This is a genomic window from Ruegeria sp. HKCCSP351 (genome assembly GCF_017872535.1).
Taxonomy (GTDB): Bacteria; Pseudomonadota; Alphaproteobacteria; order Rhodobacterales; family Rhodobacteraceae; genus Ruegeria.
This window is the reverse complement of the sequence record NZ_JAEDOV010000004.1, coordinates 123396-145616: the sequence shown is the minus strand read 5'-3', so window position 1 is coordinate 145616 and position 22221 is coordinate 123396. Positions and strand designations below refer to the sequence as shown.

Annotated in this window: 23 protein-coding genes; 13 read left to right on the top strand and 10 right to left on the bottom strand. The window is 58.5% G+C overall.

Annotated elements, in window-relative coordinates; all coding sequences use genetic code 11:
- Positions 1-128: 128 nt before the first annotated feature.
- The 3 genes from cpaB to I9182_RS10340 form a co-directional block, all read right to left on the bottom strand.
- Positions 129-1007 (bottom strand): Flp pilus assembly protein CpaB, encoded by an 879-nt coding sequence (gene cpaB, locus I9182_RS10350; protein ID WP_209505569.1) that lies wholly within the window; start codon positions 1005-1007, stop codon positions 129-131.
- 292 nt (positions 1008-1299) lie between these two features.
- Positions 1300-1527 carry a hypothetical protein gene (locus tag I9182_RS10345; RefSeq protein ID WP_209598182.1) on the bottom strand — a complete coding sequence of 76 codons (228 nt, stop codon included), beginning with the start codon at positions 1525-1527 and terminating at the stop codon, positions 1300-1302.
- A 305-nt stretch (positions 1528-1832) separates the two neighbouring features.
- The gene (locus I9182_RS10340; RefSeq protein ID WP_209505573.1) at positions 1833-2060 is read right to left on the bottom strand and encodes a hypothetical protein; all 228 of its coding nucleotides are present in this window, start codon (positions 2058-2060) and stop codon (positions 1833-1835) included.
- Between the two features lie 353 nt (positions 2061-2413).
- Here I9182_RS10340 and I9182_RS10335 point away from each other — a divergent pair, with 353 nt between their 5' ends.
- Positions 2414-3280, top strand: coding sequence for a lytic transglycosylase domain-containing protein (locus tag I9182_RS10335; RefSeq protein WP_209505575.1), 867 nt, complete (start codon positions 2414-2416; stop codon positions 3278-3280).
- A 37-nt stretch (positions 3281-3317) separates the two neighbouring features.
- Here the strand turns inward: I9182_RS10335 and I9182_RS10330 are convergent, their stop codons facing one another.
- The 6 genes from I9182_RS10330 to tldD all read right to left on the bottom strand — a co-directional run bounded on the left by I9182_RS10330 (position 3318) and on the right by tldD (position 11007).
- On the bottom strand, positions 3318-3944 hold the full coding sequence (locus tag I9182_RS10330; RefSeq protein WP_209505577.1) for a CoA transferase subunit B: 627 nt from the start codon (positions 3942-3944) through the stop codon (positions 3318-3320).
- Positions 3944-4648: a CoA transferase subunit A gene (locus I9182_RS10325; protein ID WP_209505579.1), complete on the bottom strand. Its 705-nt coding sequence runs from the start codon at positions 4646-4648 to the stop codon at positions 3944-3946. Before I9182_RS10325 ends, I9182_RS10330 begins: the two co-directional genes overlap by 1 nt.
- 112 nt (positions 4649-4760) lie before the next feature.
- Positions 4761-5288 carry a superoxide dismutase family protein gene (locus I9182_RS10320; RefSeq protein WP_209598181.1) on the bottom strand — a complete coding sequence of 176 codons (528 nt, stop codon included), beginning with the start codon at positions 5286-5288 and terminating at the stop codon, positions 4761-4763.
- Positions 5289-5411: 123 nt separating this feature from the next.
- Complete coding sequence (gene topA / locus I9182_RS10315; protein WP_209598180.1) at positions 5412-8039, bottom strand: type I DNA topoisomerase; 2628 nt, start codon at positions 8037-8039, stop codon at positions 5412-5414.
- Positions 8040-8219: 180 nt separating this feature from the next.
- Positions 8220-9347 (bottom strand): DNA-processing protein DprA, encoded by a 1128-nt coding sequence (dprA, locus tag I9182_RS10310; protein WP_209598179.1) that lies wholly within the window; start codon positions 9345-9347, stop codon positions 8220-8222.
- 238 nt (positions 9348-9585) lie between these two features.
- Complete coding sequence (gene tldD, locus I9182_RS10305) at positions 9586-11007, bottom strand: metalloprotease TldD (protein ID WP_209598178.1); 1422 nt, start codon at positions 11005-11007, stop codon at positions 9586-9588.
- A gap of 176 nt (positions 11008-11183) precedes the next feature.
- Between tldD and coxB the strand changes: the two genes are divergently transcribed.
- The 11 genes from coxB to I9182_RS10250 all read left to right on the top strand — a co-directional run bounded on the left by coxB (position 11184) and on the right by I9182_RS10250 (position 21141).
- The gene (coxB, locus tag I9182_RS10300; protein WP_209505589.1) at positions 11184-12095 is read left to right on the top strand and encodes a cytochrome c oxidase subunit II; all 912 of its coding nucleotides are present in this window, start codon (positions 11184-11186) and stop codon (positions 12093-12095) included.
- Between the two features lie 87 nt (positions 12096-12182).
- Positions 12183-13133 (top strand): heme o synthase, encoded by a 951-nt coding sequence (cyoE, locus tag I9182_RS10295; RefSeq protein WP_209505591.1) that lies wholly within the window; start codon positions 12183-12185, stop codon positions 13131-13133.
- Positions 13130-13291, top strand: coding sequence for a hypothetical protein (locus tag I9182_RS10290; RefSeq protein ID WP_209505601.1), 162 nt, complete (start codon positions 13130-13132; stop codon positions 13289-13291). The genes cyoE and I9182_RS10290 overlap by 4 nt, the downstream gene beginning before the upstream one ends.
- Positions 13291-13866 (top strand): cytochrome c oxidase assembly protein, encoded by a 576-nt coding sequence (locus tag I9182_RS10285; RefSeq protein ID WP_209598177.1) that lies wholly within the window; start codon positions 13291-13293, stop codon positions 13864-13866. Before I9182_RS10290 ends, I9182_RS10285 begins: the two co-directional genes overlap by 1 nt.
- Positions 13867-13888: 22 nt before the next feature.
- The gene (locus I9182_RS10280; RefSeq protein WP_209505605.1) at positions 13889-14704 is read left to right on the top strand and encodes a cytochrome c oxidase subunit 3; all 816 of its coding nucleotides are present in this window, start codon (positions 13889-13891) and stop codon (positions 14702-14704) included.
- 156 nt (positions 14705-14860) lie between these two features.
- Positions 14861-15538 (top strand): SURF1 family protein, encoded by a 678-nt coding sequence (locus I9182_RS10275; protein ID WP_209598304.1) that lies wholly within the window; start codon positions 14861-14863, stop codon positions 15536-15538.
- The gene (thrC, locus tag I9182_RS10270; protein WP_209598176.1) at positions 15535-16923 is read left to right on the top strand and encodes a threonine synthase; all 1389 of its coding nucleotides are present in this window, start codon (positions 15535-15537) and stop codon (positions 16921-16923) included. Before I9182_RS10275 ends, thrC begins: the two co-directional genes overlap by 4 nt.
- The gene (locus tag I9182_RS10265; protein ID WP_209598175.1) at positions 16920-18182 is read left to right on the top strand and encodes a pitrilysin family protein; all 1263 of its coding nucleotides are present in this window, start codon (positions 16920-16922) and stop codon (positions 18180-18182) included. The genes thrC and I9182_RS10265 overlap by 4 nt, the downstream gene beginning before the upstream one ends.
- Positions 18182-18766 (top strand): GNAT family protein, encoded by a 585-nt coding sequence (locus tag I9182_RS10260; RefSeq protein ID WP_209505614.1) that lies wholly within the window; start codon positions 18182-18184, stop codon positions 18764-18766. The genes I9182_RS10265 and I9182_RS10260 overlap by 1 nt, the downstream gene beginning before the upstream one ends.
- A 102-nt stretch (positions 18767-18868) precedes the next feature.
- Entirely contained in the window at positions 18869-19687 is an 819-nt protein-coding gene (locus I9182_RS10255) for an MBL fold metallo-hydrolase (protein ID WP_209598174.1), read from the top strand.
- A 38-nt stretch (positions 19688-19725) separates the two neighbouring features.
- Positions 19726-21141, top strand: a complete 1416-nt coding sequence (locus I9182_RS10250; protein ID WP_209598173.1) for an FAD-binding oxidoreductase — start codon at positions 19726-19728, stop codon at positions 21139-21141.
- 42 nt (positions 21142-21183) lie between these two features.
- Here I9182_RS10250 and I9182_RS10245 read toward each other — a convergent pair whose 3' ends face one another.
- Positions 21184-21723 carry an adenine phosphoribosyltransferase gene (locus tag I9182_RS10245; protein ID WP_209505620.1) on the bottom strand — a complete coding sequence of 180 codons (540 nt, stop codon included), beginning with the start codon at positions 21721-21723 and terminating at the stop codon, positions 21184-21186.
- A 324-nt stretch (positions 21724-22047) separates the two neighbouring features.
- Between I9182_RS10245 and I9182_RS10240 the strand changes: the two genes are divergently transcribed.
- The gene (locus tag I9182_RS10240) at positions 22048-22221 is read left to right on the top strand and encodes a hypothetical protein (RefSeq protein WP_209505622.1); all 174 of its coding nucleotides are present in this window, start codon (positions 22048-22050) and stop codon (positions 22219-22221) included.

The window sequence follows — 22221 nt, the reverse complement described above, 5'->3', positions numbered from 1 at the left end:
CGAAATCCGAATTTATTGCAATAATCAATGGTTTCTGGAATTTTCCTTATGTGGAGAATTGGCAACAACAACAAGAAAAGAGCCGCATCTGTGATGCGGCTCCGATCTTGTAACACTCTGAATTGGCGTCAATTTGTGCAGGGGATAGGCACGTTGACAATCTCGCCACCGCGTCTGATGCGCGTCGTGCAGACCTGTTCAACTTCTTTTTCGGGTTCCGGTGCGGCTGCCGTAATTCCAAGCAGTTTGCGCTGATCCACCTCGATTGTCGACGCAACTGAGTCATCCTGCACCCCTACAAGAGCCAGTGACAGGCGACCGGTGTTTTGGGCCTGCGCCAACGCAGCAACCTGTTCCGGCGTGGCTGCGACCGTGACTGTGCGCGCAATCGTTGCGCTTGCGACGTCCGAACCAGCGGTCTGGTCGACGGCGATGAGCTGAACGTTGGCTTCGATCAGTTTGGTGATGCCGCCGGTATTGCCCTCGACGGTGCCGCTCGATCCGGTCCAGTAGATGTCAACATTGTCGCCGGGGCGCAGGAACCCTGAAACACCGGAGGCCACGTCGACGCTAATCGCAAAGGCGCGCATACCTTTTTCAAGTCGCGAGGTCAGGCCAGCCGATTCGCCAGGCCGTGTAATCTTGACCTCCATAATCGCCTCATCCTTTTCCATGGTCCTCAGAATATAACGCTCATTGGCACCACTTTCGGGAAACAGCACAGTGAGATCAGAGAATGTACCTGCGGGAATCGCGTTTTCTGGCCAGTCTACGGCGCGAACGTCTTCCTGGGTCAGGCGTTCACCGTATTTCAGTGCACGATTTGAAACGTAAACAGTTACCGTTGGAATGACATCGACTTTGGCATTGGCCAGCGCTTCTTCCGCCGCTTGTTTCTGTCGCGCCAGTTCGCTTTGGTAAGCCGCAATATAGTTGCGCGCCATGTAAACGGCGCCCCCAGCCAGAGCAACGCCGACAATCAGGACAAGTCCGAATACCGCTCGCATACATGCACCTCTTTCTTATTTAGTCGAATACTAAGCGGCCAAAGGGCCGCTTTGAAACAGCCCAAGTGTTAAATGTAAATTGTGTCGAAATGTGGGACAAAAATGTCTGCTTGTTAGATTCTGCGTCAGCTTTCGCACAAATCCACAAAAAAACTGCTGTCATTTCCTTGCAGCAGGCTGGACCAGGAACAACAAAACAAACGCCGCGCCCAAAAGGGTCGCCGCGTTTATTTGCGCTACATGTTCACCACTACGCTCAGGAAAGCGGGTGAATGTGAAAACTCGCTGCGGTTCAGTTGGTTCCCGCTGTGACGAGGCCGCCAGGGGCGGTGTTTGAGCCGGTGCTAACAACAGAGGAACTCATGGCTTGGTTGATATTACCGCCGATACCATCAACACTTGAGCTGATGACGAGGTAGGTCGCGCCTGACAGACCAATGAGCACTGCGGTCAAAACCACCCAGTCAACGGTCACCGCTCCCGTTTCGTCCAATTTGAACCGATTAAGGAACTTTAGCATCTACTTATCTCCAATACGAAAATTCGGTGTTTTCCTTAACGTTGCCTAAAAGTGGTTCGTTCGGATGGCAGAAATCAGGCCAAAAATTGATTTCGGTGGAAACATCTAAGATCCCACACTTTTTCACGTGTTCTTGTTGCGAAGAGACCTGCACAAGGGGCGCGATTAATTCGGCGGTGCTCGCAGCGCGGCGCGCAGGCTATGTTTGCTGGCCTGTATTTTAGTCTCAGAAGATGTCGGTGCTCCTGAAACAAAAAAGACCGCGCCTGAAAGGCGCGGTCTCGAAATCTCTCTAAGCCAGTGGCTTAGTTGGAACCTGCAGTTGTGATACCACCTGTTGCGGTGTTGCTGCCGGTGCTGATTGTCGATGCGTTCAGCGCAGTGTTCACGTCTGTTGCCAGGCCGGTCGCGCCAGCCGAGATCTGCTGGTATGCAACGGCTGCCAGGCCGATGACTGCTGCGGTCAGAACAACCCAGTCAACTGTTACTGCGCCGTCTTCGTCTTTGCGGAAGTTCTTGATGAACTTGATCATGTTACGTCCCTCCTAAAGGATCAAAAAGAGTTTAACAAACCTCGGCGTTCTTCAGAGCTTTCTCTCTCAGTCCGCTCATGTCCGTCTCGGTATGGATTAATGTTTGCCTGTTGTGCGTGGCAGGAATTGGGCCAAACACAGATTTTTTTTCGCGCGGCTTAACTTTTTGGTCACTAAATGCGTAAGCATTTGTAAATAAGACAAAAAAAAATTCTTTGATTGATGCCAAGCGCTCTGTAGCGGTGCAAATTTACGCCAAATGAGGCGAAATTGCCCCAATTCGCTTTGTTTTTCTGGCTTTGGGCGAAGATTCGCGGTTCAAATCGCGTAAAAAGAATACATGAGGCAGGCACATGACTCTCCGGAACGCACTTCAATGCGCCGGTGTACTGGCGTTTCTACTATCTGGTGTCGCACCCGGGTATGCGACCGAGGTTGAGCCGCGCGGAGTTTACAAGCGGATCAAAGCCCCCAAGCCGGGTGAGCGTCCTCGCGTGACGATTCAGATCACCCCCGAGGAACACGCGGCCAAGCCCTCAGCGCCCAGCACAGGGGTGGAACTGGTGGTTCCAGAAATCATAGCAAGAACCAAAGTGGTTCAGCCCACAGTGCCGGGAATCGGTGCCGCGCCTGACCCTAAAGGGTCGTACAAGGCATTCTGGGACCGCATTTCACCGCACATTGATGAAGGCGGGGCCGGGCGGCTTGATGCTGCGATAAACGCGCTGGCGGCGACGAATGTAAGATCGCCCCGGCTGCAATCGCTGCAAAACATAGCAAAAGAACGCGGGATCGAGATTTTGCGGTCAACCGTGGGAACCAATGTGTCGCCAGCGCTGGTGCTGGCCGTCATTTCGGTTGAATCGGCCGGTCGCGCAGATGCCGTCAGTTCGGCCGGCGCGCAGGGGCTTATGCAGTTGATGCCCGCTACAGCTGCCCGCTTCGGTGTTAAGGACAGTCTGCAACCCTCGCAGAACATCGCCGGGGGCGTGAAATACCTCAACTGGTTGATGGAAGAGTTCGGGAACGACCCGATTTTGGTTCTGGCCGGTTACAACGCGGGCGAAGGGGCCGTACGTAAACACAGCGGCGTGCCGCCTTTTGCCGAAACCCGGGATTATGTCCCCAAAGTTCTGGCCGCTTTCCAGATCGCGCGGGCTTTGTGCGCGACGCCGCCGGATCTGATTTCAGATGGATGCGTGTTCCAGACCTCAAACTGAAAAGGCCCGCCTCGATCCGGCGGGCCTTTTCTTTTGTTCAGCCGACGATTGTCGCTTCGGTCGCGGCGCGCATTTCGTCTTCACTGACACCCTCTGCCAGCTCAACGATCCTCAATCCGCCCTCGACCACGTCCAGAACGCCGAGATTGGTGATGATGCGATCTACGACGCCCTTGCCGGTCAGTGGCAGAGTGCATTCCTTCAGGACTTTGCTTTCACCGTGCTTGTTGGTGTGGTCCATAACCACGATCACGCGCCCAACGCCCGCAACCAGGTCCATGGCGCCACCCATGCCTTTCACCAGCTTGCCGGGAATCATCCAGTTTGCCAGGTCGCCTTTCTCATCCACTTCCATGGCACCCAGAATCGCAGCAGCAATCTTGCCGCCCCGGATCATCGCAAAGGATGTGGCGCTGTCGAAATAGGCAGTGCGGGACAGTTCGGTGATCGTTTGTTTGCCCGCGTTGATCAGGTCCGGGTCTTCTTCGCCCTCATACGGGAAAGGGCCCATACCCAGCATTCCGTTTTCGGATTGCAGAGTGATGTCCTTGTCGCCCACATAGTTCGCCACCAGCGTCGGAATCCCGATGCCGAGGTTCACATACATGCCGTCTTCCAGTTCCTCTGCCGCGCGTGCGGCCATCTGATTGCGGTCCCAGGGCATTATGCATCCTCCTTCTTGCGGGTGGTGCGCTGTTCGATGCGCTTTTCGTGATCGCCCTGAATGATGCGATGCACATAGATGCCGGGCAGGTGGATTTTGTCCGGGTCCAGTGAGCCGCGCGGAACAATCTCTTCCACTTCGGCCACGCAGATCTTGCCGCAGGTGGCAGCGGGCACGTTAAAGTTGCGGGCAGTCTTGCGGAATACCAGATTGCCGGTGTCGTCAGCCTTCCAGGCCTTGACGATAGCCAGATCGGCAAAAATGCCTTCCTCAAGGATATAGGTCTCGCCGTTGAAATCCTTGTGCTCCTTGCCTTCCGCAATCACGGTGCCGACGCCCGTCTTGGTGTAGAAACCGGGAATACCGGCCCCACCGGCGCGCATCCGTTCGGCCAGTGTTCCTTGCGGGTTGAATTCCAGTTCCAACTCGCCGCTCAGATACTGACGCATGAATTCGGCGTTTTCGCCGACATACGAGCTGATCATCTTTTTGACCTGCTTGGTCTGCAACAGGATGCCGATACCGAAATCGTCCACACCGGCGTTATTCGACGCAAAGCTCAGGTCCTTGACGCCCGAATCCCGGATGGCAGCAAGCAACAGTTCGGGAATGCCGCACAGGCCAAACCCGCCCGCGGCAATCAGCATGCCATCCGTCAGCACCCCATCGAGTGCCTCGGCGGCATTGGCATAGACTTTCTTCATGGAAAACTCCCCCAATGACATGGTGATGGGCAGGTTTTGCCGCCACGTCATGGGGAAGTCAATGAAACCAGAAGGTTCAGGTATTTCTACGGTAGTTCAGCTGACAATAGTGTCAGTCTGCGATCAGGATCCCGCAGGCGATGCGCCCACCTGCGCCGCCAATGGGCTGGCTCATGTGATCGTCGCCAGCTTCGTGGATGATGAAAGTTGACCCGTCCGCATCCAGCAATACATCTCCATTACCCTCAAGCGAAACAAGGTTTGTAAAGGCCTCCATCTCGCCCACACCATCCTGTCCCACATATAGATTGGGCAGATCGCCGGGCTCGGGGCCTTCAGGGTTCAGCAGACCATGTGCGCCTTCAACTTTGCCAACATGGCCTTGGGCCGTCTTGAACCCTTCGCCGGCCTCGCAGACACCATGGCTGTGCAGGTGCAACCCATGTTTTCCCGGCGGCAGGTCTGTGACGCGCACGTGCAGCAGAACACCATTGGGCCCTTGCGTCGCCTTCGCCTGACCAATGACGTCGCCTTGCGCGTTGATGATTTCGGCTGTGGCGGACTTGACGTGATGCGCGGCCTGGCCCTGCGTGGCAGCCGCAACGCTTATCGCCGCAACAAGAATGGCGGTTCTGAACATGTCTCAACTCCTTTACTGAACAACGCTATCCTGTATCGCGTCAGTCCATAAACACGCGGGCCGGTTCCTTTATTCAGAAACCGGCCCGCGCGTTTGGTGACATGTCCCGGTCAAAAGTCCGGTTTATTCAGCCGCTTTCTTTGCTGTCTTCTTGGCGGCAGCCTTCTTTTTGGGTGCAGCCTTTTTCTTGGTGCCCTTCTTGGATGCGCGCTCATTGACCAGTTCGATGGCCATTTCCTGCGTCACGTCTTCGGGCTTGATGTCTTTCGGGATGGTCGCGTTGACCTTTTCCCACTTCACATATGGCCCGTACCGTCCGTCCAGAACCTGCATCGCGCCGCCATCGGGATGCTCGCCCAGGTCTTTCAAAGCTTTTGCCGCTGCGCGCCCGCGCCCACCGGGATTGGCTCGTTTTTCCGCCAAAAGCTCTACGGCGCGGTTCATACCGATCTCGAACACATCGTTTGGGTCTTTGAGGTTGGCATAGACCGGCTTGGCTTCATCGGCCAACTGATGCATCAGATAGGGGCCAAAACGCCCGAAGTTCGAGGTGATCATGCCGCCTTCGGGGTGCTCACCGATCTGGCGCGGCAGGGACAGAAGCGTCAGCGCCTTGTCCAGATCCATGTCATCCTTGCTCCAGCCGCGTGGAAGCGAGGCGCGCGGAGGCTTCTTGTTCTCGGGCGTGGGTTCGCCTCGCTGGACATACGGCCCAAATCGGCCGGACTTCAGCCAGATCTCATCCCCGGCGTCTTCGCCCAGCAATTGTTCGTCGCCTTCCGCGCCTTCACCGGCGATAGGCCGCGTATAAGTGCACTCCGGATAGTTTCCGCAGCCCACGAACCCGCCGGTGCGTGAGGTTTTCAGGTGCAATTGTCCCAACCCGCATTTCGGGCAGATACGCGGGTCGGACCCGTCTTCACGCGGGGGGTAAAGCTGTGGCGCCAATGCCTCGTCCAGCTTGTCCAGCACTTCCGATATGCGCAGTTCGGATGTTTCGCCAATCGCTGCCGAGAAATCACGCCAGAACTTGCCCAGCAGATCCTTGTAGTCACGATCACCGGCGCTGACGTCATCCAGTTGCTCTTCCAGATTCGCGGTGAATTCGTATCCAACGTATTGACGGAAAAAGTTCAGCAGAAAGATGGTGACGATCCGGCCCTTTTCCTCGGGGATCAGCCGGTTCTTGTCCTTGCGCACATATTCGCGGTCCTGAATCGTGGTCACGATCGAGGCATAGGTCGAAGGACGTCCGATCCCCAACTCCTCCATCCGCTTGACCAAAGTGGCCTCGGTATAGCGCGGGGGCGGTTGCGTGTGATGCTGCAACGCCAGAACGGCTTCGTTATCGGCCATGATTGCGGCTTTGTCCGACTCGCTGGTGGCCTTGGCAAACTGATCGCGCAGCGTGGTCTTGGAAAAGCGCGCGGGGTCGCCCTCCATGATCTGTGGCAGGCGCTTTTCGTCATCATCGGCGACATCATCGCGGCCTTCTTCGTAGACGCGCATGAACCCGTCGAACATTACCACCTGACCGGTGGCTCGCAGACCGACCTGACCGTCGTCACTGCCAATCTCGACCGTGGTGCGCTCCAACCGTGCTGCCGCCATCTGGCAGGCAATGGTCCGTTTCCAGATCAGATCATAAAGCTTGCGCTGATCTTCATCCGTGACCTTCAGCGCCTTGGCATCGCGCGTCATATCCGTGGGGCGGATACATTCGTGTGCTTCCTGCGCGTTCTTGGCCTTGTTCTTGTACATGCGCGGGCTGTCCGGCACATATTCTGCACCGTACCGGTCCGCGATGGTGTCGCGCGTTGCCGTCACGGCCTCGGGTGCCATGTCGATCCCGTCGGTTCGCATATAAGTAATGTATCCGGCCTCATAGAGGCGCTGCGCAACCTGCATTGCATGGCGCGCGCCCATGCCAAATTTGCGGCTAGCCTCCTGTTGCAGGGTCGAGGTCATGAACGGCGCGCTTGGGTTGCGCGCGGCGGGCTTGGCTTCGACCGAAGTCACACGCAGCGCGCGGCTGGTGACGGCCTGAACCGCCAGTTCGGCTTGTGTCGCGTTGGCCAGATCGTGCTTGTCCAGTTTCTTGCCCGCCAACGTGACCAGCCGCGCCTCATAGGTCTGACCACGCGGTGTCTCGAACAGGGCCCGAACCGACCAATACTCGACCGGCTTGAACGCTTCGATCTCCATCTCGCGCTCGACGATCAGGCGCAGACAGACCGATTGCACCCGACCTGCGGATTTTGCACCGGGCAGTTTGCGCCACAGAACCGGTGACAGGTTGAAGCCAACAAGGTAATCCAAGGCGCGGCGTGCCAGATACGCTTCGACCAGGGGCATATCGACGTCGCGCGGGTTCTTCATCGCCTCAGTCACCGCCTCTTTGGTGATGGCGTTGAAGGTCACCCGGCTGACCGGTGTATCTTTCTTGATCGAGCGGCGCTTGGTCAGGGCTTCCTGCAAATGCCAGCTGATCGCCTCGCCCTCACGATCAGGGTCAGTGGCGAGGATCAGCGCGTTGTCTTCTTTCAGCGCGTCGGCGATGGCCTTTACATGTTTGCGGCTGTCATTGCCCACTTCCCATGTCATGGAAAATCCATGGTCCGGATCGACCGATCCGTCCTTTGGTGGCAGGTCCCGCACATGGCCGTAAGAGGCCAGAACGGTGTAGTCAGGGCCGAGATATTTATTGATTGTTTTTGCTTTGGCCGGAGATTCTACAACAACTACAGGCATTTAAGGGGAAACCTCGCTCGACGAATTTGGCGCCTTTTATGGTGGTGCAAAATGTGTGGGGCAAGCGGGGATTGTCAATGCGTTCCTTTGGCAGGCGGAAAAGCGACGTGATTTCAGCGTGATACCCGCGCCGGATTGCAGGCAGAGCATTCGACTATGCAATCTTGCCTTCCATCCTAATCAGCTTGCCAGAGACAACAACCCGCCCGGCTGGCGCTGGATTCGTCCGTCCAGTTCAAGGTCGACCAGCGCTGGCCCCAGATCCCCGGCCGAGGCCGCAATGTCGCGCAGCAACTGGTCTTCGGCGATGGGGGAAGGTCCCAACCGCTCAAGGATTTGCGCCTGCAAATCCAGTGCGGCGGGCCGTGGTTGCTTGGCGGGCGGCTCCTCGGGTTTTGCAAAGATCAGATCGCCTTGTTGTGGCAGCGCCTCGACAACGTCGTCTGCCGAACGGACCAGCGTCGCACCGTCCCGAATCAAAAGGTTGCACCCGGCAGCGCGGGCGTCAAACGGGTGGCCGGGCACGGCCAGAACCTCGCGCCCCTGATCCAGGGCGTCACGCGCCGTGATCAGGCTGCCGGATTTTGCTGCAGCCTCGACCACCACAACAGCTTGGGCCAGGCCCGAGATGATCCGGTTGCGGCGCGGAAAATGCCTGGCCTGAGGCGTCACGTCCATCGGTTGTTCCGACAGCCGCAGTCCCTTGGTCGCGATATTATGCGCCAGTTCCGTGTTCTCGGCCGGGTAAATGACATCGACACCACCAGCCATGACGGCAACTGTGCCGGTGTCCAGCGACGCCATATGCGCCGCCGTATCAATGCCGCGCGCCAGACCCGAGACAATCACATGTCCCTTTTCGCCCAAGGCGCGCGCCAGACCACGCGCCATCCGCGCGCCCAGCGACGAACAGTTGCGCGCGCCAACCATCGCAATCGCCGGTTTCTGCAACAGCGACACTTCCCCGATGGCCCAAAGCAAGGGCGGGGCATCGGGTAGGTCGTTCAATGCGCCGGGGAAATCCGCGGCCCCAAGGCACAAAAGCCGCGCTTTGGCGGCTTCTGCGGCCCTGAGTTCCGCCTCGATCACGCCGGGGGGGCAGGTTTCATACCCTTCTATTCCGGCGGCGCGTGCCATTTCAGGCAGCGCGGCCAGCGCGTTCTGCGCCGAGCCATGTTCACGCAGCAGCCTACGAAATGTCGCCGGGCCGACCTTGCGAGAGCGCAACAGACGAAGCCACGAAAACCGGTCCTCTTCCGTGGTGGGTGGGAGTGGGGGGTGATTGGAAGAAAGCTGCTCTTCGGTCATCCGTTGCTCCGCCTGATTGCAGAACTGGTTTACGGGACAGGGGGTTAACAGCCTCTGAATCGCAGATAATTAGCGGCGATTTATCTGTATTTCTTGGGGAATGCGACGATTAAGTCTCTGAAAATAAACAAATAATATTTTCAAGCCGGCGCTCAAATTAATGGCGCTGGTTGGAATGCTGTCGAATCAAAGTGGCGCATGGTTAACCCTACGCCTGCCTTTGCGCTTCTCTTCCGACTCAGGCTGCAGACCCGCCGACAGTCAACCCGTCCATCAGCACTGTCGGTTGACCTACACCCACGGGCACCCATTGACCGTCCTTGCCGCAGGTGCCCATACCCGGATCCAAAGCCATATCATTGCCAAGGCCGCGGATGCGTTTCAACGCCGAAGGCCCGTCGCCGATCAGCGTGGCCCCTTTGACAGGCGCTCCGATCTTGCCGTTTTCGACCCGATACGCCTCGGTGCACGAGAAAACGAATTTACCGTTGGTGATGTCGACCTGGCCGCCTCCGAATCCAACCGCCCAGATGCCGTCTTTAATATCTGCCACCAAAGCTGCCGGATCAGCGTCGCCCCCCAACATGATCGTATTTGTCATGCGGGGCATGGGTTTGTGCGCATAGCTTTGCCGCCGCCCGTTGCCCGTGGGCGCAACGCCCATCAGCCGGGCGTTTTGCCGATCCTGCATGTAGCCGGTCAGGATGCCATCCTCGATCAACACGGTGCGCGAGCTGGGCGTGCCTTCATCATCCACAGTGATCGAGCCGCGACGGTCGGCGATTGTGCCGTCATCCACCACGGTCACGCCCTTGGATGCAATCTGTTGTCCCATCAGCCCGGCAAAGGCCGAGCTTCCCTTGCGGTTGAAATCGCCCTCAAGCCCGTGACCGATGGCTTCGTGCAGCAAAATACCGGGCCAGCCGGGGCCAAGTGCAACCTCCATCACGCCGGCAGGGGCGGGAACCGCGTCCAGATTGACCAATGCGATGCGCAGGGCTTCGCGCGCCTTGGCCTGCCAATCGGCCGGGTCGATCAGCCCGCTCAGGCCAACCCGCCCGCCGCCGCCGGCCGATCCGCTTTCGCGCCGCCCGTCCTGTTCAACAATGACCGAGACATTCACGCGCGTCATGGGGCGCACGTCACGCACAATCACACCATCGGGTCGCAGAATTTCCACCCCCTGAACGGCGGCGGCGATCATTGCGCTGACCTGAACCACCCGCGAATCCAGATCGCGGGCAAAGGCGTCAATCTCCCGCAGGGTTTCGATTTTCACCGGGAAGGCGGCAGATTCGATTGGGTCTTCGTCCGTGTACAGGCGCGTATTCGTGGGGCGGGGGGCTTCAGCGAGCGTTCCGCCTCCATCGCCAACCGCCAGTCGCGCGGTCTCGGCAGCACGTTTCAGTGCGGCAATCGATACGTCAGTGGAATGCGCGTACCCGGCCACTTCGCCCTGAACGGCACGCAGGCCAAACCCTTCGGATGCGTCATAAGACGCGGTACGAAGACGCCCGTCGTCAAACACCAGAGATTCGGATTTCCGACGCTCGACAAACAGCTCTCCATCCTCGGCCCCGTCCGTTGCCGAGCGCAATATGGCCAGTGCTTCATCTTGCGGCAGGGCGCTCTCAAAGGGGCGAAACGGGGCTTCAGGCATGGGTTGCGACCTTTCGGGTTTGATCCAGATCAAAAATAGCGTCTGTTTGACGCAAGCATTTTGCTTTATCTACCCGCTGGAATATGGTTTTTAACGCGGCCAAAGACAACGGGAGAGGTGCGACCGATTCACACCTTTCCGTCAGGGACGCAAAGATCAAACGATCAGGACAGAACATGAAGAATGCTTTGATGCTTTCAGGGTTTATGACAGCCCTCTCCAGCCTACCCGCCATGGCTCAGGAGCTTGAGATTATCGGCAAGCCGGTAGACGGCGGCATGGGCTTTCAGCCCGCGGCCACCAGCCTTGCCACAGGAATCCAGAAGCTGGACGGCATGATTCTCGTGATCATCACCGCAGTCTGTCTGCTGGTTGCAGCTCTGCTGGTCTATTGCATCGTGCGCTACAATCAGCGCGCAAACCCGACCCCGGCGCGTTTCTCGCACTATACCCCTGTTGAAATCGCCTGGACCTTGGGTCCGATCTTGATTTTGGTGTTTATTGGCGCGTTCTCGCTGCCGGTTCTTTTCAAACAGCAGGAAATCCCGGAAGGTGACATTACCATCAAAGTCGTCGGCAACCAGTGGTACTGGACCTACGAGTATGTTGATCACGATTTCGCATTTGACAGCTATCTGCTGGGCCACCCGGCGACCCTGGACGAGGGCGCACGCCCTGCGGACGCGGACGTGACGCCGTTTGTTCTGGATGACGCAATGCGCGCCAAGCTGATCGATGCAGGCTACAGCGATGATGAATGGCTGTTGGCCACCGACACCGCTGTTGTCGTTCCGGTCGGCAAGGTCATCGTGATGCAGGTGACTGCATCCGACGTGATTCACTCGTGGACCATCCCGGCCTTTGGCGTAAAGCAGGACGGTGTGCCCGGACGTCTGGCCGAACTGTGGTTCCAGGCCGACAAGGAAGGCATCTATTTTGGTCAGTGTTCGGAACTGTGCGGCAAGGACCACGCCTATATGCCGATTACCGTCAAGGTCGTAAGCCAGGAAGTCTATGACGAATGGCTGCAAGGTGCGATCGAAGAATATGCGGGCCTGCCGCAAAGCTATCAGGTCGCCTCGAACTGAGTACGATGGGGCGGGTTCAACCCCGCCTGACACAAATTTCAGGCTGCGCGGGCGATCCGCGCAGTTTTCGCCCCAAAAGGACCGGAAATGACCGACGCAAGCATCAATGCCAGCACTGCGACCGCCCGAGCGGACGAGGCCGGCTTTGGCGATTACTTCGCCCTGCTGAAGCCGCGCGTGATGTCGTTGGTCGTGTTCACGGCATTGGTCGGCCTGTTGGCGGCCCCTGTTCCTGTCCATCCCTTCGTCGGATTTTGCGCCATCCTGTTCATCGCCATCGGCGGCGGAGCATCAGGTGCGCTGAACATGTGGTGGGACGCGGATATCGACCGTGTCATGAAACGCACCAAATCCCGCCCAATCCCTTCGGGCAAGGTCGAGGAAGGTGAGGCGCTGGCAGTTGGTCTGGCTCTGTCGGGTCTGTCGGTGATCATGCTGGGCCTTGCGACCAACTGGTTTGCAGGCGCGTTTCTGGCCTTCACCATCTTCTTCTACGTTGTCGTCTACACGATGTGGCTGAAGCGTTCGACGCCACAGAACATCGTGATCGGTGGCGCAGCGGGCGCGTTTCCTCCGGTGATCGGCTGGGTGGCGGCCACGGGATCGATGTCGGTCGAGCCCTGGCTGATGTTTGCCCTGACCTTCATGTGGACGCCGCCGCATTTCTGGGCGCTGGCCCTGTTCATGCGCTCGGACTATGACGACGCAGGCGTGCCGATGCTGACCGTCACCCACGGTCGCCGCGCGACACGTGTCCATATTCTTGTCTATACAGCTCTGCTGGCCCTGCTGGCCGTCGGAACTGCGTTTTCGGGCATTGGCGGCCCGATCTATCTGACCGTTGCACTGGTTCTGAACATCCTGTTCCTGCGGGGCGCGTGGAAAATCTCGCGCCGGACCGAAGACGATTCCGAGGCCGATAACTTCAAGGTTGAACGCGGTTTTTTCAAGCTGTCACTGCTGTATCTGTTCCTGCATTTCGGCGCCGTTCTGGCCGAAGCCCTGCTGAAACCCTATGGTCTGGGGGGATGGTCATGAGCCTTCGCAAAGGTCACGAGCTACATCAGCGCCGGTTCAGCCGCAATCTGGGTGTCGGCCTGACGCTGGCTGCCTTTATCGTGATCATCTTCGGCCTGACCATCGTCAAGGTCTCGGGCACTGATTTCAACAGGGCGACGCAAGAGGTTCAGAACTGATGGCGTTGTCCGGTCCTCAGAAAACGGTTGTCCAGACCGTCGGCGTGGTTGTCCTGATGGGCAGTCTGGCCTGGGCGTCGGTGCCGTTCTACAACTGGTTCTGCCGGGTGACCGGATTTGGCGGCACCACTGGTGTTGCCGAAACCGCCCCCGATACCATTCTGGATCGCACCGTTACCATCCGCTTTGACGCGTCCAAGGCCAAGGACATGCAATGGGAGTTCAAGCCGGTCGTGCGTGAGATGGATGTGCGCATCGGCGAAACAGGCCTCGCCTTTTACGAGGCCTATAACCCGACTGACCGCCCCATTGCCGGGCAGGCGTCTTACAACGTGGCGCCCTATTCTGCGGGTGGGTATTTCCAGAAGATTGCCTGTTTCTGCTTTGAAGAGCAGGTGCTGCAACCCGGCGAGCGCGTTGAGATGCCGGTGACTTTCTTCGTCGACCCGGAAATGGTCGAGGATCTTGAAGCCAGGTATGTTCATACGATCACGCTGTCGTATACATTCTACGAAATTGACCTGCCCGAGGGCTATGCCGCCCTCGATGCGCAGGCAGATACAAACACGAACTAACGCCTGTAGGTGAGGGACGCTGATGGCACACGCTAAAAACCACGATTATCACATTCTGGCCCCGTCGATCTGGCCTCTGATCGGCGCCGTCGGCGGCTTTGTCATGCTGTTCGGAGCTGTTCTCTGGATGCAAGGCATCACGCCCTTCATGTTCTGGGCCGGTCTGGCAGCTGTGCTTTACACGATGTTCGCCTGGTGGTCGGATGTGGTTGCGGAAAGCCGTCAGGGTGATCACACGCCTGTTGTCCGCATCGGTCTGCGCTACGGCTTCATCCTGTTCGTCATGTCCGAGGTGATGTTCTTCTTCGCCTGGTTCTGGTCGTTCTTCAAGCATCGCATGTACCCGATGTACGACTATGCCGGCACCGAATACATTCAGCCGGATATTCATGCCGTTGACCCGTTCCACCTGCCGCTGATCAACACTCTGGTTCTGCTGCTGTCAGGCTGTGCGATCACCTGGGCGCACCATGCACTGGTGCATGACAATGACCGCAAGGCGCTGATCAATGGTCTGGCCATCGGTATCGTTCTGGGCATCGCCTTTACCTTCCTGCAGGGCTATGAATACGCCGAACTTCTCAAGCATGAAGGCTGGGAATTTGGCGGCGACCAGTTCTATTCCAACTTCTTCATGGCGACCGGGTTCCACGGTGCGCACGTGATCATTGGGACGATCTTCCTGACCGTCTGCTTGATCCGCGCGCTCAAGGGGGACTTCACACCCGAGAAACATGTCGGTTTTGAGGCTGCCGCCTGGTACTGGCACTTCGTCGACGTTGTCTGGCTGTTCCTGTTCTTTGCCGTTTACATTTGGGGTCAGGCCCCGCTGATGTAACGCCGGTCAGGCTGATCAATTGCAAAAGCCGCCCCAATGGGCGGCTTTTTCTCTATGAGGGGCGCAAGATTGCGTCCCATACAATTGCGTGGTTGCAATTCAGCCCGCGTGCCCCTTAACAAGACGCCGGTTCCTGCAAAGAAGTTTGGTCCTGACATGCGCCGTTTCCTGTTCCTGCTGATCTTCGGCCTCGCCGGTTTGGGCGTGCTGCTGTCGCTGGGCATCTGGCAGGTGCAGCGCCTGGCGTGGAAGCAGGACGTTCTGGCCGAGATCGAAGATCGGATCTCGGCTGCGCCGGTTTCCCTGCCGCTGCAGGTTTCGGCGGATCAGGACAAATACCTGCCGGTAACAGTGTCGGGCGAGATGGAGCCTGCGGAAGTCCACGTTCTTGTTTCGCTCAAGCAGGTCGGTGCAGGGTATCGCATCATTCAGCCGTTTCGCACCGGGGGCCGGACCATTCTGATTGACCGGGGGTTCACCCCGACCACGGCCAAACAGGCCGGGCGGCGAAACGGTCCGATGGAGATCGCCGGCAATCTGCATTGGCCAGATGAAATCGACAGTTACACGCCCGCACCTGATCTCGACGCCAACATCTGGTTTGCCCGCGATGTGTCCGCGCTTGCGGCTGCCCTGGGCGCAGAGCCCGTTCTGCTGATCGCCCGTTCGCAGACCGACCCGAATGTGACACCGCTGCCGGTGGACACGGTGGGCATACCAAACGATCACCTGCAATATGCAATCACCTGGTTTGGCCTGGCTCTGGTCTGGGCTGCGATGACCGGATACTTCCTGTGGCGCAGCCGTGCCAATTCTGAAAGTGACGCGACATGAAATATATCTCGACCCGCGGGCAGGCGCCCGAACTGACGTTTGAAGAGGCGATGCTGACCGGGCTTGCCCGCGACGGTGGCCTCTATCTGCCCGCCGAAATCCCGGTGATGTCGCAGGACGAGATCGCGGCGCTGGCCGGATTGAGCTATGAAGAAATCGCATTCCGCGTGATGTGGCCCTATGTCAGCGGTTCGTTTGCCGAGGATGAGTTCAAGGCGATCATCGCCCGCGCTTATGAAGGTTTCGGCCACGATGCTCGCGCGCCATTGAAGCAGCTGAACGAGAACCACTTCCTGCTGGAACTGTTCCACGGCCCCACGCTGGCCTTCAAGGACTTTGCCATGCAGCTGATCGGTCAGTTGTTCCAGGTGGCGCTGAAACGCCGTGGCGACCGTGTGACTATCGTCGGCGCGACTAGCGGGGATACCGGTTCAGCCGCGATCGAGGCGTTCCGCGGGCTGGACGCTGTGGATGTGTTCATCCTGTTCCCGCATGGCCGCGTGTCCGAAGTGCAGCGCCGCCAGATGACGACGCCTGCGGACAGCAACGTGCATGCTCTGGCAGTAGATGGCGATTTCGACGATTGCCAGGCCGCGCTGAAAGACATGTTCAACGATTTCGAATTCCGCGACGGCGTGAAATTGGCGGGTGTGAACTCGATCAACTTTGCCCGCGTTTTGGCGCAGATCGTCTATTACTTCTCGGCTGCCGTCAGCCTTGGCGCGCCGCATCGCAAGGTCAGCTTCACGGTGCCAACCGGCAACTTTGGCGACATCTTCGCAGGCTATCTGGCCAAGCGAATGGGGCTGCCGATTGATCGCCTTGTGGTGGCGACCAACCAGAACGACATTCTGCATCGCTGCCTCTCGGGCGAGGGGTATTTCAAGGGCGAAACCATCCCCTCGATCAGCCCGTCGATGGACATTCAGGTCAGCTCGAATTTCGAACGCGCGCTCTATTATGCCTATGGCGAAGATGGCGGGGCCATCGCACAATTGATGGATGAGCTGAAACAGAGTGGCTTCAATATAAGTCAGGGGGCGATGGAAGCGCTGCGTGAGAATTTCGATTCGGGCCGGGTGTCCGAAGAGGAAACGCTGGCCACGATCAAATCCACGCTGGTGCACAGCGCAGAACTGGTCTGCCCGCACACCGCCGTGGGCATCAAGGTCGCAGAAGAGCACCGCGCGGCCGACGTGCCAATGATCACGCTGGCCACTGCGCACCCGGCGAAATTCCCGGCCGCGGTCGAGAAGGCGAGTGGTGAACATCCGCCTCTTCCCTCCCGCATGTCTGATCTGTATGAACGTCCGGAACGGGTGACCCGCATCGCCAATGATCTGGGTGCCCTCGAGGATCATATTAAAAGGCACATCGCTGAGTGACTGTCAGACAAGACCAACTGAAGAACGGGTTTCGTATCGTCAGTGAACATATGCCGGGGCTGCAATCTGCGGCCATCGGCATCTGGGTAACCGCCGGTGGGCGGCATGAGCGGATCGAACAGAACGGTATTGCGCATTTCCTTGAACATATGGCGTTCAAGGGAACCGAGCGCCGTTCGGCCTTGCAAATTGCCGAGGCGATTGAGGATGTGGGCGGCTATATCAACGCCTATACCTCGCGCGAGGTAACGGCCTATTACGCACGCGTCTTGAAGGACGACGTGGCACTGGCGATGGATGTGATCGGTGACATCGTTTTGAACCCGGTGTTTGATCCACGTGAGATCGAGGTCGAGCGGGGCGTGATCCTTCAGGAAATCGGTCAGGCCCATGACACACCCGATGATGTGATCTTTGACTGGCTGCAAGAGCAGAGCTATCACGACCAGCCCCTGGGCCGGACGATCCTGGGCCCGTCCGAGCGGGTCAGTGCCTTTTCGCGCGAAGATTTGTCGGGCTTTGTGACCGAACATTATGGCCCCGAACAGATGATCCTGTCCGCAGCAGGTGCTGTGGATCACGACATGCTGATGAAACTGGCCGAAGAAATGTTTGGCCATCTGCAATCCCGTAAAGGTCTGATCCCCGAGATCGCACGCTTTACCGGCGGCGAAGCCCGTCAGGTAAAAGAGCTGGAACAGGCACATTTCGCCCTGGCGCTGGAAAGTCCCGGCTATCGCGACGATGCGATCTATACGGCGCAGATCTATTCGACCGCATTGGGCGGTGGCATGTCCTCGCGCCTGTTTCAGGAAGTGCGTGAAGCACGTGGGCTTTGCTACACGATCTTTGCGCAGACCGGTGCCTATGCCGATACCGGAACAACCACGATCTATGCCGGAACCTCGGCCAATCAGGTGGCCGAACTGGCGACGATCACCATCGATGAGATGAAGCGCGCCGCCGAGGACATGAGCCCCGAAGAGGTCGCCCGAGCCCGTGCCCAGATGAAGGCCGGGATGCTGATGGGGCTGGAAAGCCCGTCGAATCGGGCCGAGCGTCTGGCGCGGCTGGTGCAGATCTGGGGACGGGTGCCCTCACTGGAGGACACAGTTGCCAAGATCGATGCGGTCAGCACCGAGGACGTGCGCGCCTTTGCCGAAACCATGGCCGTTCAGGCCCCGGCGGCGCTGGCGCTTTACGGACCGGTCGCAGACGCACCGACATTGGCGGACTTGCAGGAGAGGCGTGCAGCGTGATGCTGTTGGGCAGACGCAAGCTGAAACTCGAGACCGCGCGGCTTAGCTTGCGTCCGCCTGTACATTCCGATTTCAACGATTGGGCGGCGTTGCGGCGCGCCTCAAAAGGTTACCTGACCCCGTGGGAGCCGATCTGGGCCAAGGATCACCTGAGCCGCAAATCCTTTACCAATCGGGTCTACTGGGCTCAGCGCTCAGTCGCGAGTGGCACAGCAATTCCACTTTTCCTTTTTCGCCGTGAAGACAATGTGTTGGTCGGGGCGATCACGCTGGACAATATCCGGCGCGGCCCTGCGCAGGCCGGAACCCTGGGTTACTGGACCGGTGAATCCTTTGCCCGTCAGGGATACATGCGCGAAGCGATTGGCGCGATGGTACATCACGCCTTTACCCGTCTGGATCTGAGCAGGATCGAAGCCGCGTGTCTGCCGGAAAACCGGGCGTCGCGCGGTTTGCTGGAAAGCTCGGGCTTCAAATATGAAGGCGTGGCGCAGTCTTATCTACAGATCAACGGGCGATGGCGGACGCATGTTCTCTATGCCAGCCTGCGGTCCGACCGGCGCGGCAAGACGGACGCGGGCTAGGGGGCTCTGCCCCCGTCGCGGCAAGCCGCGCTTCCCCCGGGATATTTTTGGCCAGATGAACAAGGGGCATGACTTGGTGGCGATCTGCGCTACACTTCGGGTATGCGCTGGTTGGTTGCAGCATTGATGGTGATTTCGGGCGGGGCCGTGGCGCAGGAGCGGCGGCCGAGCCATTGTATCGCCATCGCCGAGGCGGCGCCGGGGATCGAATATCTGCACAAAGCTGCATGGCAGGACCCGGTGCCGGAGTTTTCGGTGCGCATCAGCTATATCGCGCATGCCGCCTTTATGATCCAGACCCGTGGCGGGTTGAATGTGGTGACAGACTTTACCGGGTTCATCGGCAGTGCCGATCTGATTCCCGACGTGGTGACAATGAACCATGCGCACGACACCCATTGGACGGCACATCCCGACCCGGCGATCCCGCATGTCCTGCCGGGATGGGGCGAGTTCGGGCAGGGGATCGAACATCACCTGGATCTGGGCGAGATGCTGATACGCAATGTCCCGACTGATATCCGCTCGGCCTATGGCGGGATCGAGGAACGCGGCAATTCTATCTTCGTGTTCGAGGTCGAAGGGCTGTGTATCGGTCATCTGGGACATTTGCATCATGTACCGTCAGATGAACAGTTTGCTGCGCTGGGTCGGTTGGATGTGGTCATGGCCGCCGTCGATGGCGGAACGACCATGCCCTTGCCTGACATGATCTCGGTTCTGAAGCGGCTGAAAAGCTCGGTGATCATTCCGATGCACTGGTTCTCGGAGTTTTCGCTGGATCGCTTCCTCGTGGATATCCGGGATGAGTTCCCGGTTGAACGTGACGGCGTGTCCGAGATCACCGTCTCTCTGCGTGACTTGCCGGACCGGCCAACGGTTGTCGTGCTGGAGCCGCGCTATCTGATTGATCTGGAATAAGGCTTGCCGTGGCGGAACCGGTTGGGCATTGAAAACGTATGAGTCTGAACCCCGCTGATGACCGCATTGCCACGCTGATCCGCTCGAAACTGGGCGATCAGGTGATGCGCCCGGTGGCCGACCGGTATCTGGAAGAACCGCGCCGGCGATTTGCCGGGCGGGCTGGCCTGCTGGCCTTGCCCCGCACAACCGAAGAGGTTTCGGTGCTGGTGCAGGTGGCGTCCGAAATGCGTGTTCCGGTGGTTCCTTATGGCGGCGGAACCGGTCTGGTCGGGGGGCAGGTGATGCCGCACGGGCCAGCGCCCCTTGTGATTTCGCTGGAACGGATGACGGCCATCCGGTCCGTCTATCCCACCGAAAATGTACTGATTGTCGAGGCCGGCGCCATTTTGCAGGACGTCCAAGCCGCGGCCGAGGCGCAAGACCGCCTGTTTCCTTTGACGCTGGCGGCGCAGGGATCCTGTCGGATCGGGGGCAACCTGTCCACCAATGCCGGGGGCGTCAACGTCTTGCGCTATGGCAATGCGCGCGACCTGTGCCTTGGGCTCGAGGTCGTTCTGCCCAATGGTCAAATCTGGCAGGGTCTCAGCCGGTTGCGAAAGGACAACACAGGCTATGACCTGCGCAATCTGCTGATTGGGGCCGAGGGCACGCTGGGGATCATCACCGCAGCAGCGCTCAAGCTGTTTCCCCGGCCTTCCGCGATCGGGACGGCGATGTTTCAGGTGGCGTCACCCGAGGCTGCCATTTCCCTGCTGGCGCTGGCGCGTGATCGCGTGGGCGAGGCTGTCAGCACTTTCGAACTGATCCACCGGCAGGGGTTGGAGTTCTTGTCCGAGGTTCTGCCGGATGCCCGGCAACCGTTTGAAACACCGCCGGAGTGGAGCGTTCTGATCGAATTGGGGCTGGCCACGGGGCAGTCTCCGTCCGACGCGCTCGAGGATATCTTTGTCCACGCGCAAGCGCTTGGGCTGGTGCAGGATGGCGTGATTGCTCAAAGCGAGGCGCAGCGCGGTGAGTTGTGGGCCGTGCGCGAGCGTATTCCCGAGGCCAACCGCCTGATCGGCTCGGTGTCGAGCCATGATATCTCGATACCGATCTCAGAAATTCCGGAATTTGTACGCCAAGGGGAAAAGGTGATTTCCGGTCTCGGGGCATTCCGGATCAATTGCTTTGGCCATCTGGGGGATGGCAATCTGCATTACAACGTCTTTCCCCCCAAAGGGCAGGGCAGGTCGGATTTTGAGGGTCAGAGCGCTGTGGTCAAGCGGGCCGTGCATGATCTGGTCCACGCCTTTGATGGTTCGGTCAGCGCGGAACACGGCGTGGGCCGCATGAAAACGGACGATCTGGAACGCTATGGCGATCTGGTAAAGCTGGACGCGATGCGGGCCATCAAGGCGGCGCTGGACCCCTATGGCATCATGAATCCCGGCGCGGTGCTGAAGGCGTGAACCCGGCTCAGACTCTTGTTTCGCTATCCGAAGCTTGTCGCGTCAAAGCCCTTCGAATTCGCACAGGACATGCACGTCCATGCCCATATCTTCCAGTACTTTGCGCCCGCCGAGGTCAGGCAGGTCGATAATGAACGCGCATGAGACGATCTCACCGCCCAAACGCTCGATCAGTTTGATGCCCGCCGCCGCAGTGCCGCCTGTGGCCAGCAGGTCGTCAACGACAAGGATCTTTTCGCCCGGTTGGATAGCGTCGTCGTGAATCTCGACAATCGCTTCACCATATTCAAGCTTGTAGTCCTGGCTGATCGTTGTGCCGGGCAGTTTGCCTTTCTTGCGGATCGGCACGAAACCCAGGCTCAACTGATGCGCAATCGCGCCGCCAAGGATAAAGCCCCGCGCCTCAAGGCCGACAACCTTGTCGATGCGTTCCCCGGCATAGGGGTGCAGCATCTGGTCAATGGCCATCCGAAATCCGCGCGGATCGGCAAACAGCGTCGTCACATCGCGAAACAGAATTCCTTCATGCGGGAAGTCGACAATCGTCCGGATGTAGTCTTTGACAGTCTTGTTCCTTGACATGAACCAACCCTTTTCCGCTTCAATTACCAAAACGTGTTTGGCCCAAGAGGGTTAGCCATGCAAGGAACAATTCATTTGCGCGATCACCAGCGGTGCGAAACCCGGGCCTTGGGCAATCTGACTTATCGGTAAAGTCTGGCAGGCAAACATGACAGGTGCGGCTTACTCAATTGCGTTGATTCCGCAAAAGAAAGGCTTGTGTGTTTCGAAGGTTCATTGCCATTTCCGTTCCGGTGCTGTTAAGTGTCCGATAACGACAATCACTATGCTATGTATACACAATGCATCGCCTGAATTAACGAGCATTTGGTAGGAGCAACGCGCGTGCCAAAGAAAGACGGCAAGGGATCGACGAAGAAAAACAGTCAGCTGGTTCTGCGTCTGGACAAGGATGAGCGCGACGCGTTTGTCGAGTTGTGCAGGGAGCTGGATACGTCAGCTGCCCGCGAAATCCGCCGGTTTATCCGCGGGTTCATGAAGGAAAACGCCGAAAACTGA

Excerpts from the sequence above, each read along its gene's own strand:
- cpaB (WP_209505569.1), bottom strand. The coding sequence starts at position 1,007 with ATGCGAGCGGTATTCGGACTTGTCCTGATTGTCGGCGTTGCTCTGGCT.
- I9182_RS10345 (WP_209598182.1), bottom strand. The coding sequence starts at position 1,527 with ATGCTAAAGTTCCTTAATCGGTTCAAATTGGACGAAACGGGAGCGGTG.
- I9182_RS10340 (WP_209505573.1), bottom strand. The coding sequence starts at position 2,060 with ATGATCAAGTTCATCAAGAACTTCCGCAAAGACGAAGACGGCGCAGTA.
- I9182_RS10335 (WP_209505575.1), top strand. The coding sequence starts at position 2,414 with ATGACTCTCCGGAACGCACTTCAATGCGCCGGTGTACTGGCGTTTCTA.
- I9182_RS10330 (WP_209505577.1), bottom strand. The coding sequence starts at position 3,944 with ATGCCCTGGGACCGCAATCAGATGGCCGCACGCGCGGCAGAGGAACTG.
- I9182_RS10325 (WP_209505579.1), bottom strand. The coding sequence starts at position 4,648 with ATGAAGAAAGTCTATGCCAATGCCGCCGAGGCACTCGATGGGGTGCTG.
- I9182_RS10320 (WP_209598181.1), bottom strand. The coding sequence starts at position 5,288 with ATGTTCAGAACCGCCATTCTTGTTGCGGCGATAAGCGTTGCGGCTGCC.
- topA (WP_209598180.1), bottom strand. The coding sequence starts at position 8,039 with ATGCCTGTAGTTGTTGTAGAATCTCCGGCCAAAGCAAAAACAATCAAT.
- dprA (WP_209598179.1), bottom strand. The coding sequence starts at position 9,347 with ATGACCGAAGAGCAGCTTTCTTCCAATCACCCCCCACTCCCACCCACC.
- tldD (WP_209598178.1), bottom strand. The coding sequence starts at position 11,007 with ATGCCTGAAGCCCCGTTTCGCCCCTTTGAGAGCGCCCTGCCGCAAGAT.
- coxB (WP_209505589.1), top strand. The coding sequence starts at position 11,184 with ATGAAGAATGCTTTGATGCTTTCAGGGTTTATGACAGCCCTCTCCAGC.
- cyoE (WP_209505591.1), top strand. The coding sequence starts at position 12,183 with ATGACCGACGCAAGCATCAATGCCAGCACTGCGACCGCCCGAGCGGAC.
- I9182_RS10290 (WP_209505601.1), top strand. The coding sequence starts at position 13,130 with ATGAGCCTTCGCAAAGGTCACGAGCTACATCAGCGCCGGTTCAGCCGC.
- I9182_RS10285 (WP_209598177.1), top strand. The coding sequence starts at position 13,291 with ATGGCGTTGTCCGGTCCTCAGAAAACGGTTGTCCAGACCGTCGGCGTG.
- I9182_RS10280 (WP_209505605.1), top strand. The coding sequence starts at position 13,889 with ATGGCACACGCTAAAAACCACGATTATCACATTCTGGCCCCGTCGATC.
- I9182_RS10275 (WP_209598304.1), top strand. The coding sequence starts at position 14,861 with ATGCGCCGTTTCCTGTTCCTGCTGATCTTCGGCCTCGCCGGTTTGGGC.
- thrC (WP_209598176.1), top strand. The coding sequence starts at position 15,535 with ATGAAATATATCTCGACCCGCGGGCAGGCGCCCGAACTGACGTTTGAA.
- I9182_RS10260 (WP_209505614.1), top strand. The coding sequence starts at position 18,182 with ATGCTGTTGGGCAGACGCAAGCTGAAACTCGAGACCGCGCGGCTTAGC.
- I9182_RS10255 (WP_209598174.1), top strand. The coding sequence starts at position 18,869 with ATGCGCTGGTTGGTTGCAGCATTGATGGTGATTTCGGGCGGGGCCGTG.
- I9182_RS10250 (WP_209598173.1), top strand. The coding sequence starts at position 19,726 with ATGAGTCTGAACCCCGCTGATGACCGCATTGCCACGCTGATCCGCTCG.
- I9182_RS10245 (WP_209505620.1), bottom strand. The coding sequence starts at position 21,723 with ATGTCAAGGAACAAGACTGTCAAAGACTACATCCGGACGATTGTCGAC.